Source organism: Pseudomonas sp. p99-361 (assembly GCF_003935475.1).
GTDB lineage: Bacteria > Pseudomonadota > Gammaproteobacteria > Pseudomonadales > Pseudomonadaceae > Aquipseudomonas > Aquipseudomonas juntendi.
This window is the reverse complement of sequence record NZ_RHQO01000035.1, coordinates 1-11,517: the sequence shown is the minus strand read 5'-3', so window position 1 is coordinate 11,517 and position 11,517 is coordinate 1. Positions and strand designations below refer to the sequence as shown.

Genomic DNA, 11,517 nt, shown 5'->3' with positions numbered 1-11,517 from the left:
TTCTAAAATATGGGGTGGACGATGGGAATCGAACCCACGACAACTGGAATCACAATCCAGCGCTCTACCAACTGAGCTACGCCCACCATATTGCATTACAGCCAACTTGCTTGCCAAAGCTGCCTAATGGCGCACCCGGCAGGACTCGAACCTGCGACCATCCGCTTAGAAGGCGGATGCTCTATCCAGCTGAGCTACGGGCGCTTAAGCTTCAAGCCTAACCGAACAAGTATTTAACAGCTAACTGCCAAACGACCCATTCTGCCCGACTTAGCCAACCAGTGCTAGGCTGTGCCCGACAAGTGCGGCGAATCTTATAGGCGACCCCGAAAGTCGTCAACACCTTTTTAAAAAAAATTTAAATTATTTAAGGGCTTAGGGGATTTGCCCGACCACCCGCCTTTGCCCTTCGCCCATGTCGTGCGAGAATGCGCGCTCTTTATTGTTTCCTTCTCGATGGTTAATCACGCGTCTATGACTGCACACCTAATCGATGGCAAGGCAATCGCCGCCAGCCTGCGCCAGCAGATCGCTCAACGTGTCGTGGAGCGTCGCCAGCAAGGCCTGCGTACGCCGGGCCTGGCGGTGATCCTGGTCGGCACCGACCCCGCCTCCCAAGTCTATGTCTCGCACAAGCGCAAGGACTGCGAAGAGGTCGGCTTCATTTCGCAGGCTTTCGACCTGCCCGCCGAGACCACGCAAGAAGCCCTGACCGAGCTGATCGACCGTCTTAACGACGACCCGGCCGTCGACGGCATTCTGCTGCAGTTGCCGCTACCGGCGCACCTGGAGGCGTCGCTGCTGCTCGAGCGCATTCGCCCTGACAAGGACGTGGACGGCTTCCACCCGTACAACATCGGCCGTCTGGCCCAGCGTATTCCGCTGCTGCGCCCGTGCACACCAAAAGGCATCATGACCCTGCTGGAAAGCACCGGCCAGGATCTGTACGGCATGAACGCCGTCATCGTCGGCGCTTCCAACATCGTTGGCCGCCCAATGGCCATGGAGCTGCTGCTGGCCGGCTGCACCGTGACTGTCTGCCACCGTTTTACCAAGGACTTGGCCGGCCATGTAGGCCGCGCCGATCTGGTGGTAGTGGCCGCAGGCAAGCCGGGCCTGGTCAAAGGTGAGTGGATCAAGGAAGGCGCCATCGTCATCGACGTGGGCATCAACCGCCAGGCGGACGGCAAGCTGGTCGGCGATGTGGTCTACGAGACCGCCCTGCCCCGCGCCGGCTGGATTACCCCAGTGCCGGGCGGGGTTGGGCCAATGACCCGGGCGTGTCTGCTGGAGAACACGCTGTACGCAGCGCAAGAGCTGCACACGTAAAGCTGGCACGTAGCGAAAACGGCACCTCTGGCAGGTGCCGTTTTTTTTGCCCGGTTTCGAGGGCTCGGGCTTGATGCACCACAAGAAATGGCGAACGCGAGGCGGGATTGGCAGGTAGTTTGCACTGGCCGTATGGGGCGGGCCCAGCCCGAATCAGGTTCAAGGGTATCAGCGGCACGGGAGCGTGCTTGCTCGCATGCCCTGCTCAAACCATGAACGTCACGCTGCGCACCGAACTAGAGCGCGGCAGGCCCAATTGCCCCATAACTGGTCAGACCGGTAAGGCCAAAAACCCTTGCAAATAACGATTTTTCGCGCTTTTATGGCATCGCGCTGAACAAACCGGTAAGACCACAATAATTAAGTCCTGCGCTCTTTCGCCCCGTGCGGCTACCGAAGCAAGGACACCGATCTGAGACTTCTCCCATGCTCAAATGGTGCTCGCGTTCGATATTCCTGCAAGTCGTGCTTGGCCTTGCCCTCGGCATTGCCTGCGGCCTCAGCTTCCCCGACCTTTCGCTACAACTCAAACCCCTAGGCGACGGCTTCATCAAGCTGATCAAGATGCTCATCGGCCTGATCGTGTTCTGCGTGGTGGTCAGTGGTATCTCGGGCGCGGGCGACCTGAAAAAGGTCGGGCGCATCGGCTTGAAGTCGGTGATCTACTTTGAAGTGCTGACCACCTTGGCGTTGGTGATCGGCCTGGTATTCGCCTTCAGCAGCGGCATCGGCAGCGGCGCCAATATTCACCTGGACCAACTGTCCAGTGCCGATGCCAGCAGCCTGGCCGAGCGCGGTCAACACATCCATGGCGCCGCAGCGTTCTTCATGGACCTGATCCCGACCTCGGTGATCGGCGCCTTCGCCGACAACAACATCCTTCAGGTGCTGCTGTTTTCGGTGCTGTTCGGCAGCGCATTGAACCTGGTGGGCGACTCGGCCGCCGGCATTTCGCGGCTGATCAACGAACTGAGCCATGTGATCTTCCGCATCATGGGCATGATCGTGCGCCTGGCCCCGATCGGTGTATTCGGTGCCATCGCCTTCACCACCAGCAAGTACGGCCTGGAATCGCTGCAGCACCTAGGCGGCCTGGTAGCGCTGTTCTACCTGACCTGTGCAGGCTTCGTGCTGATCGTGCTGGGTACCGTGATGCGCCTGTCGGGCCTGAAACTGCTGCCACTGATCAAGTACCTGCGTGAAGAGCTGACCATCGTGCTGGGCACCGCCTCTTCCGACGCCGTTCTGCCGCAGATCATGCGCAAGCTGGAACACCTGGGCATCGGCAGTTCCACGGTGGGGCTGGTGATTCCCACCGGCTACTCGTTCAACCTGGACGGTTTCTCCATCTACCTGACGCTGGCCATCGTGTTCATCGCCAACGCTACCGGCACACCGCTGGAGATGACTGACCTGCTGACCATTCTGCTGGTGTCGCTGGTAACTTCGAAAGGCGCGCACGGCATCCCTGGCTCGGCGCTGGTGATCCTGGCGGCCACGTTGACTGCCGTACCGGCGATTCCGGTTGTCGGCCTGGTGCTGGTACTGGCGGTGGACTGGTTCATGGGCATCGGCCGGGCACTGACCAACCTGATCGGCAACTGTGTAGCCACCGTGGCGATTGCCCGCTGGGAAAAAGACATCGACCTGGAGCGTGCCAACAACGTACTGGCAGGCAAACCCGGCTTTGCCCCGTTGCCACGCAAACAGCCCAATGCCCACCAGCAGGAATTCTGAGCGAACGTGGCCGGCACTGATGCCGGCCCTTCAAGGAGCGAACTGTGATCAGCTCATCGACCGTCGTCAATTCAGTGGTGGAAAAACTCCGCCAGGCCCTGGCCCGCGGCCAGTGGCGCAGCGGCGACATGCTGCCAGGCCAGCGCGAGCTGGCTGAACAACTGGGCATCAGCCGGCCCAGCCTGCGCGAGGCGGTAACCGTGCTGGAAACCCTGGGCCTGGTGCGCGCGCTGCCGGGCAAGGGTGTACTGGTGCTGGAGGCCGAAGCTGCCGCCCTGGAACCGGGGCTGGATACCAGCGCCGCCGCCAGCCTGGCTGACGTACTGGAACTGCGCTACACCCTTGAACCGTTCATCGTCGGCCTGGTGGCACAATCCGCCAACAGCCAGGATGTTGGCCAGTTGCGCCTCACCCTGATGGACATGCGCGAAGCGCTGGAGGCCGATGACAGCGAAGCTGGGGTCAGGGCCTATATCGCTTTCCATGAGGCCCTCTTCGCCCTGACCACCAACCCGATCTTCCAGAGTGTCGTGCAGCAGACCGGCAACGCCCTTAAACAGAGCGCCGACATGCTGCGCAACTCACCGGAGCATCTGGCTGCAAGGCTGAAGGAGAACGAGGCCGTAGTACGCGCCATTCGCGAACGCAACAGTGCCCTGGCCAGTGCCCAGATGCGCCAGCACATCCTGGCCGAGGGCGCGCGCATGGGCATCCCGCTGAACATCCCGGATGAACACCTGCATCCATGACCTGAGGAGAGCGACCATGAACGCCGCCCCCCACTTGCCTGCCCTGCTCGCGGCCGGCGAAACCCGCCTGTCGGCCGAGCAAATCTACCCACGGCTGTTCGACGCCATTCTCGAACAGCGCCTGCCCCCCGGCAGCCTGCTGCCCGAGCAGGCGTTGGGCCAGGCGTTTGGGGTCAGCCGTACCGTGATCCGCCGCGTGCTCGGGCGCCTGTGTGACCAGCAAGTGGTGGTGCAGCGCCCTAGCCACACCGCGCACCTGGCAGCCCCCGACCCCGAGCAGGCGCGGCAGGTGCTCAGTGCCCGGCGGCTGGCGGAGACCACCCTGATCACCCTGGCCGCACAGCGCGCCCGCCCTGCGCAGATACGTCAACTGCGCCAGTTGGTTGAACGTGAGCGCCAGCACCATGAAAGTGGCGAGCGTTGCGCGGCGATCCGCCTGGGTGGCGAGTTCCACCTCAAACTGGCGCAAGTGGCGGCCAATGCACCCCTGGCACGGTTTCTCAACGGCCTGGTGCCGATGACCTCGCTGATCATTGCCCGCTACGAGTCGCCGTGCTGCGAACATTGTGCGTGGGAAGAACACGCGGCGATCATCGATGCCGTGGAGCAAGGCGATGCCGAGGCGGCATTGGGGCTGATGCACACCCACCTCGACCGGCTGGAAGACAAACTCGACCTGGCGTAGCCCGCACGCAAGGGCCAAGCCCGCTCCTGACGGCCATGCACCGGTCCAGCAGCGGGTGTACCAGGCGGTGGCCTGTAGCGCCCGAGTCAAGCCTTGGCCATGGCCGAGGTCGGTAAGCCGAAGATCCGGTCAAACACCCAGTTGTAGGCGAAGGTGTAGCAAGGGATCAGCACAATGAACGCCATGTCCACCAGCAGTGCCTCTACCAGTGTCATGTCCAGCCACCAAGCAATCAGCGGGATCAGATACACCACCAGGGTCAGCTGAAAGCCGACCGCATGCGCCACCCGTCGCGCCACGCTGCGGCCGCGCTTGGCCTGGCGGCTTTCCCAGCGCTCGAACAACGTGTTGAAAATCAGGTTCCAGAGCATGGCAATGGTTGTGATCATCACCGCCAATGGCCCGGTATGCGACGCCTGGGTCTCTGACAGATAAGCCAGCCCGAGGGTCGACATGCTCAGCCCTATCAGCTCATAGCACGTCACGTACACCAGTTTGCGCTTCAAACCCTGCACCTGCATTTCCCTCCAATACCAATAACGAAGGGCGCGATAATGCTTCACCTCGCTTGACAGCAAAAGTCAGCAGCTGTCAGATCTGCTGACAGGAGGCTGCCATGAACTTTTCCAGCGACAACATCCAGCTGTTTCTTGCCGTGCTCGACCGCGGCTCGTTCTCCGCCGCCGCTCGCGCCCTCAAACGGGTACCGTCGGCGGTCAGCATGGCCATTGGCAATCTGGAAGCGGAGCTGGGATACAGCTTGTTCGAACGCGGGCCCCGCGAAGTTCGGCCCACCGCCCGGGCCTTGGCCCTGGAACCGCACGCCAGGCTGATTGCCGAGCAACTCGGGCTGTTGCAAGTCCATGCCTTGGAGCTCTCACAGGGGCTAGAAAGCAGCCTGACGCTGGCGGTGGTGCCGGACATCGATCACCGCCCGTTGCTGGCGGCTATCGCCGACCTCGGTGTGCGCCACCCATTGCTCGATATCGCTTTGCTCAGCGCCCCGCAGGAAGAGGCCCTGCACTTGCTGGACAGCGGCCGCGCCGATCTTTGCGTGGCCTTCGCTGGCCTGCAGGTGGATGCGCGCCGGGGCTTTCAGCACATCGGTATGGAAGCCTTGGTAGCCACCCTCGCCCCTAGCCACCCGGCGCTGCGTGAAGCACGCATCCACTACCTCGAAGACCTGACCCGGGTGCGCCAGATCCTCGTGCGCAGCCGGGACCTGCCGCTGGCCGATCCACGCCCGCTGATCGGCGCCACGCACTGGTCGACCGACAGCTTCGACCTGGCCCTGCAGATGGTCGAAGCCGGCCTGGGCTGGGGCGACCTGCCGTTGTCTCGGGTAGCCCCACTGCTGGCAACCGGGCGCTTGGTGCGCCTGGCCTTTCGTAATACGCGCAACGAGTTGCAACTGCCGGTGCATATCCTGTGGCGCAAACAACAGCCACTGCAGCAAGCGGCGAGGTTGCTGATAGAGCAACTGGCCAAGGGCTGAGTGCCGTCTGTCGAAAGGTCTGTAAGAAATTACTGTAAGTACTTCAATGTTTTACCCCCCGAGCCGATATCCCGGTCGATAGGCCCCGCAGAACGTCATAAGCGCGCTGCGTCCTCCCCACATTGGCTCAAGGTCTCGAAACATGAACCTGAAATTTCGCCACAAGATCCTGCTCAGTGCCTGCGGCGTCGTGGTCCTGGCATTCGCCCTGTTCACGCTTTATAACGACTACCTGCAACGCAACACTATCCGCCAGAACATAGAAGCCTCGGTGCAGCAGGCCGGGGCCTTGACCGCCAGCAGCGTGCAAAACTGGATGAGCGGCCGCATCCTGGTGCTGGAAAACCTGGCCCAGGATATCGGCCAGCAGGGTGCCGGCGGGACCCTGGCCGGGTTGATCGAGCAACCCTCCTACACCCGCAACTTCCTGTTCACCTACCTCGGTCAGGCCAACGGGGTGTTCACCCAGCGCCCGGACGCCCAGATGCCTGCCGGCTACGACCCGCGGCAACGGCCCTGGTATGCAGCGGCGGCCAATGCCGGGCAAACGGTGCTGACGCCACCGTACCAGGGTGCGGTCGGCGGCCTGATGGTCACTATCGCCACCCCGGTGAAAAGCAAGGCCACGGGGGAAATGATCGGTGTGGTTGGCGGTGACCTGACCCTCGATACCCTGGTGGAGATCATCAACTCGGTGGATTTCGGTGGCCTCGGCCACGCCTTCCTCGCCGATGCCAATGGCCAGGTGATCGTCAGCCCTAACAAGGACCAGGTCATGAAAAACCTGAAGGACATCTACCCCGGCAGCGACCTGCGCGTTGCCGCCGGCATGCAGGATGTCGCCCTGAACGGCCAGGACCGGATCATTTCGTTCGCGCCGGTCGCCGGGCTGCCTTCGGCCCAGTGGTACATCGGCTTGTCGATCGACAAGGACAAGGCCTACGCCGCACTCAGCCAGTTCCGCACATCGGCCATCATCGCCATGCTGATTGCCGTGGCGGCCATTGCCGGCCTGCTGGGCCTGCTGATTCCACTACTGATGCGCCCGCTGACCACCATGGGCCGCGCCATGCGCGATATCGCCGAGGGAGAAGGCGACCTGACCCGTCGTCTGGTGGTGCAGAACCAGGACGAATTCGGCGAACTGGCAACGTCGTTCAACCGCTTTGTCGAACGCATTCACGCCTCGATCAGCGAAGTGTCGTCGGCCACCCGCCTGGTGCATGACCTGTCGGAGAAAGTGGTCAGCGCGTCGAATGCGTCGATCAGTGGCTCCGAAGAGCAGAGCATGCGCACCAACAGCGTGGCCGCAGCCATCAACGAGCTGGGCGCCGCGACCCAGGAAATCGCGCGCAACGCCGCAGATGCCTCGCAGCATGCCAGTGGTGCCAGCGAGCAGGCCCACGGTGGCCGGGAAGTGGTGGAAGAAGCGATCAACGCCATGACTGCGCTGTCGCAGCGCATCAGCGAATCGTGCGCACAGATCGAGACGCTCAATGCCAGCACTGATGAAATCGGCAAGATTCTGGACGTGATCAAAGGCATCTCGCAGCAGACCAACTTGCTGGCACTGAACGCTGCGATCGAGGCAGCACGCGCGGGCGAAGCGGGTAGAGGCTTTGCCGTGGTGGCCGACGAGGTGCGCAACCTGGCCCACCGGACCCAGGAATCGGCAGAAGAAATCCACCGCATGATCACCAGCCTGCAAGTCGGTTCACGCGAAGCGGTGCACACCATGAACACCAGCCAGGTGTCCAGCGAGCAAACCGTGCAAGTGGCTAACCAGGCCGGTGAGCGCCTGGCCAGCGTCACCCAGCGTATTGGCGAGATCGACGGCATGAACCAGTCGGTAGCCACCGCTACCGAAGAGCAGACCGCCGTGGTCGAAAGCCTCAACCTGGACATTACCCAAATCAATGCGCTGAACCAGCAAGGGGTAGAGAACCTTAACGAAACCCTGCGCCACTGCGATCAACTGGCGCAGCAGGCCGGCCGGTTGAAGCAATTGGTGGGGAGTTTCCGGATCTGAGAACCCGGGGGCGCCCAGCGCCCCCATCTTTACGCGGTTATAACCTAATAACGAACAAGTCTATTTGGCTATAAAAAAATCTATATGCTGGCTGCATCCGATAACGGGCAATGTTGGGCGGTCGAGTAGCGTATGGATGTAGGTTCTTTTGGTTTCACCATTGCGGGACTGGTCGTGGGTTTCATCGTCGGCATGACCGGCGTCGGTGGCGGTTCGCTGATGACCCCGATCCTGTTGTGGTTCGGTATCAACCCGGCGACGGCCGTCGGCACCGATCTGCTCTATGCCGCCATCACCAAGGCCAGTGGCGTCTGGGTGCATGCACGTAACAAGAACATCGACTGGAAGATCACCGGCCTGCTCAGCCTCGGCAGCGTGCCTGCGGCCGCATTGACCCTGTGGTTCCTGAGCACCCTGCATACCGACACATCGGCGCTCAATGCCATCATCAAGCAAGGCCTGGCGGTGGTGTTGATCCTCACCGCGCTGGCCATTCTGTTCAAATCGCGGCTGCAGGCTTTCGCCAGCCACCATGCCGGCGATCGCTACCACCTCAGCGCACGTACCCTGAACACCCTCACCGTGCTGACCGGCGTGGTGCTGGGGGTGATGGTGACCCTGACCTCCATCGGCGCCGGCGCCCTGGGTACCGTGGCGTTATTCCTGCTGTACCCGTTTCTGGTCACCCGTCGCCTGGTCGGTACGGAAATCGCCCATGCCGTGCCGCTAACGCTGGTGGCAGGTCTTGGCCATGCCGGCATGGGCAATATGGACTGGTCGCTACTGGGCTACCTGCTGCTGGGTTCTCTGCCGGGCATCTACCTGGGCAGCCACCTGACCGGGCGGATCTCCGACCGCGTGCTGCGTCCGTGCCTGGCCGCCATGCTGTTGTTGATCGGCTACAAGCTGGCGTTCTGAACCTCACCCAGGCGCAGCCGCCACTGCCCGGTATGGCTCAGTTCCAGGCGTGACAGCGGCAACACATCGATACGCTGCCCGGCACTCATCGGGCAGCCCAGTACCTGCACCAGCACAGCACGCATGACCTGCGGATGGGTGACCGCCAGCCATTCACCCGGCCTGTCGAAAGCCGCCAGCCAGGCGGCCATCCGCTGGCACAGCGCAGCGAACGACTCCCCGCCATGCACGTTACTGGCTGGCTCCTGTAACCAATCGGCCAACGCTTCTGGCTGCTCGGCCTGCAACTGCTTCAGCGCCATGCCCTGCCAATGCCCGAGGTCGCAATCGGCCAAGGCGGGCTCGACATGCACCGTGCTCGACAACCACGCCGCTGTTTCGCAGGCGCGCCGCTCTGGCGCCGTCAGCAACTGCACCGCTGGCAGGAGAGGCGCTGTCGGTTGCGAAAGCGGCAGGATGCCGTCATCAGCGCAGTGCAGGCGCCCGGTCTTCTGGGCCTGAGTCAGGGCATGGCAAATAAGGGTCAAACGGGTAGCTTTCATCAAGTGCCTCGGGTGGCGGGCTGGTGCACAGTGCTTAGCATGCTGAACACTATGCCAGCGCAGGCGCCTGCGCCACCAATGACCAACCGCCACGCCCATCCACCTCCAGCCGGTGAGTATGAAAACCTGCCAGGGTGCTGCGGTGCCCGACACTGAGCAACAGTGCCCCAGGCATTTCCGAGCGCAGCAGCGCATACAGGGCATGCTCGAGCCCCTCATCCATCGCTGAGGTGGACTCATCAAGAAACACCACCTGCGGCCGGTTGAACAGAACCCGGGCAAAAGCCAGGCGCTGCTGCTCGCCCACCGACAGAATATGCGACCAATCGCAGCTGACCTCCAGGCGCTCGGCCAGGTGCCCAAGATTGACCTGGTGCAGTACCTGCTGCATACGCACCTGATCCTCGGGCTGCCCCACCGCCGGGTAGGCAATGACCGTGCGCAGGTCCCCCAAAGGCAAATAGGGACGCTGCGACAGGAACAGCGCCTGATGGCCCAGTGGGCGCCGTACCTCCCCTTCGGCATAGGGCCACAGGCCAGCCAGGGCGCGTAGCAGGGTGGTCTTGCCGCTGCCTGAAGGCCCCTTGATCAACAGCGCCTGGCCAGCTTGCAGGCTCAGGTTCAGATCAGTGATCAGGGCGTGTCCATCCGGGCGCAGCACTTTCAGGTCGGCAATCTGCAGCGCATGGGCCTGCTCCGCGGTGAGTACCCGCGGCAATACCCTTGCCTGCGCGTTGGCATCGAGAAAACCGGTCAGACGGTCCAGCGTAGCCCGGTACTGCGCGAATGCATCGTACGATTCACGAAAGAACGACAGTGCATCCTGCACCTGCCCAAATGCCTGAGACGTTTGCATGACGTCACCCAGCTTGATTGCCCCGCTGAAGAAGCGCGGTGCCTGCAGAATGAACGGGAACACGACTGCCACCTGGCTGACCCCCAGGTTGAAACCACTGAACTTGAGGTTTCGGAATACTAGCGCCCAGGCATTCACGATCAGTGCCGCGAAGCGCCCCAGCAAGGTACCCCGCTCAACCTCGGCACCTTGGTAGAAAGCGACATTCTCGGCATTCTCACGCAGGCGCATCAGCGCATAGCGGAAGTTGGCGGTGAGCTTTTCGTTGAGGAAGTTCAGGCGAATCAAAGGCTGGCCCAGGCGGAAGGCGATCCAGGTGGCGACGACCACATACAGGTACACGGCAAACACCATCGCCCTGGGAATTTCAACACCGGCCACGGCCAACGGCGCTGACAACCCCCAGAGGATCCCGGTGAACGCCACCAGGGACACCAGCGCACTGACTGCCCCCAAGGCCAAGGACAGGGAGTTGCTGACGAAGGCGTTTACGTCCAGCTCGATACGCTGGTCGGGGTTGTCGATCGGTTCAGCAAGAAATTGTCCACGGTAGTAAGCATCACCGTGCATCCAGTCACCGGTCAAGCGCTCGGTCAACCATACCCGCCAGGTGATGCTGAAGGCCTGGTTCACATAGAAAGAGCACAGCGAGCGCAGCACATGGATGCTGGCCAGCACGGCGAAGACCCCGAGCAGGTACCAGAATGCCCCTTGGTCCAGCCCCTGCAAAGCGCTGTAAAACCCGTTGTACCAGAACGAGAACAGCACATTGAGGCGTACGGAAAACAACGTCAGCACCAGCAGCAACGCAAACACCAGCAGTGGCCGCCAACTGCGTTTGTAACTGAAATAAGGCCCCGCAAGTTGCCAGAACTGGCTGCCCCAGCGGGTGTAGCGTACGGCCAGAATAGCGGCGGCAGTGAAGCCGACAAAGGTGATGAACGAGGCGATTGCCAGCCAACTCAGGCTCTCTTGCAAGGCTTGGTGCCAGTTCATGTCCATGGTGAATGTCCGTGCTGAGTATTTCCGCGAGCGTAGCACTGCCCTATAACGCTTCAGGCATACATGACGTACATTTCATGAAAGCTGGCTGGCACGGGCTAAGCGCTCCATGAACCCCACCTACCGCCAGATGAAGCTTTGATTTACCGTGGCATTTCCGGCGAGCAGTTCCACG

The 11,517-nt window shown here is 62.0% G+C and carries 10 protein-coding genes, 2 tRNA genes and 1 pseudogene; 8 read left to right on the top strand and 5 right to left on the bottom strand.

All coding sequences use genetic code 11. The features are described 5' to 3' along the window. Positions 1-10 precede the first annotated feature (10 nt). Both EGJ22_RS16185 and EGJ22_RS16180 read right to left on the bottom strand, forming a co-directional pair. Positions 11-86 (bottom strand) — tRNA-His (locus tag EGJ22_RS16185). 41 nt (positions 87-127) lie between these two features. Further along, positions 128-204, bottom strand: a tRNA-Arg gene (locus EGJ22_RS16180). Between the two features lie 270 nt (positions 205-474). Here EGJ22_RS16180 and folD point away from each other — a divergent pair. From folD to EGJ22_RS16160, 4 genes are all read left to right on the top strand, one after another. Next, positions 475-1,329 (top strand): bifunctional methylenetetrahydrofolate dehydrogenase/methenyltetrahydrofolate cyclohydrolase FolD, encoded by an 855-nt coding sequence (gene folD, locus EGJ22_RS16175; protein WP_029884961.1) that lies wholly within the window; start codon positions 475-477, stop codon positions 1,327-1,329. Between the two features lie 426 nt (positions 1,330-1,755). Then, on the top strand, positions 1,756-3,066 hold the full coding sequence (locus tag EGJ22_RS16170) for a C4-dicarboxylate transporter DctA (protein WP_009682642.1): 1,311 nt from the start codon (positions 1,756-1,758) through the stop codon (positions 3,064-3,066). A 44-nt stretch (positions 3,067-3,110) separates the two neighbouring features. Continuing rightward, positions 3,111-3,815, top strand: a complete 705-nt coding sequence (locus EGJ22_RS16165; protein WP_029884962.1) for a FadR/GntR family transcriptional regulator — start codon at positions 3,111-3,113, stop codon at positions 3,813-3,815. A gap of 16 nt (positions 3,816-3,831) precedes the next feature. After that, on the top strand, positions 3,832-4,500 hold the full coding sequence (locus EGJ22_RS16160) for a GntR family transcriptional regulator (RefSeq protein ID WP_064314576.1): 669 nt from the start codon (positions 3,832-3,834) through the stop codon (positions 4,498-4,500). Positions 4,501-4,586: 86 nt separating this feature from the next. Here the strand turns inward: EGJ22_RS16160 and EGJ22_RS16155 are convergent, their stop codons facing one another. After that, positions 4,587-5,015: a PACE efflux transporter gene (locus EGJ22_RS16155; RefSeq protein WP_009682645.1), complete on the bottom strand. Its 429-nt coding sequence runs from the start codon at positions 5,013-5,015 to the stop codon at positions 4,587-4,589. A gap of 101 nt (positions 5,016-5,116) precedes the next feature. Here EGJ22_RS16155 and EGJ22_RS16150 point away from each other — a divergent pair, with 101 nt between their 5' ends. The 4 genes and pseudogenes from EGJ22_RS16150 (at position 5,117) to EGJ22_RS16140 (ending at position 8,942) form a co-directional block, all read left to right on the top strand. After that, complete coding sequence (locus EGJ22_RS16150; RefSeq protein ID WP_009682646.1) at positions 5,117-5,995, top strand: LysR family transcriptional regulator; 879 nt, start codon at positions 5,117-5,119, stop codon at positions 5,993-5,995. A gap of 142 nt (positions 5,996-6,137) precedes the next feature. Then, positions 6,138-7,169 (top strand): annotated as a pseudogene (gene mcpA, locus EGJ22_RS26965) (methyl-accepting chemotaxis protein McpA); the annotation flags it as partial. Between the two features lie 114 nt (positions 7,170-7,283). Further along, a complete protein-coding gene (locus EGJ22_RS26960) occupies positions 7,284-8,024 on the top strand; it encodes a methyl-accepting chemotaxis protein (RefSeq protein WP_370593823.1) in 741 nt (246 codons plus the stop codon). 132 nt (positions 8,025-8,156) lie between these two features. Beyond that, positions 8,157-8,942 carry a sulfite exporter TauE/SafE family protein gene (locus EGJ22_RS16140; RefSeq protein WP_029887906.1) on the top strand — a complete coding sequence of 262 codons (786 nt, stop codon included), beginning with the start codon at positions 8,157-8,159 and terminating at the stop codon, positions 8,940-8,942. Here the strand turns inward: EGJ22_RS16140 and EGJ22_RS16135 are convergent. Then, positions 8,924-9,484 (bottom strand): histidine phosphatase family protein, encoded by a 561-nt coding sequence (locus tag EGJ22_RS16135; protein WP_029887907.1) that lies wholly within the window; start codon positions 9,482-9,484, stop codon positions 8,924-8,926. The genes EGJ22_RS16140 and EGJ22_RS16135 overlap by 19 nt on opposite strands. Before the next feature lie 49 nt (positions 9,485-9,533). Continuing rightward, complete coding sequence (locus EGJ22_RS16130) at positions 9,534-11,342, bottom strand: ABC transporter ATP-binding protein/permease (RefSeq protein ID WP_029887908.1); 1,809 nt, start codon at positions 11,340-11,342, stop codon at positions 9,534-9,536. Positions 11,343-11,517: the final 175 nt, after the last annotated feature.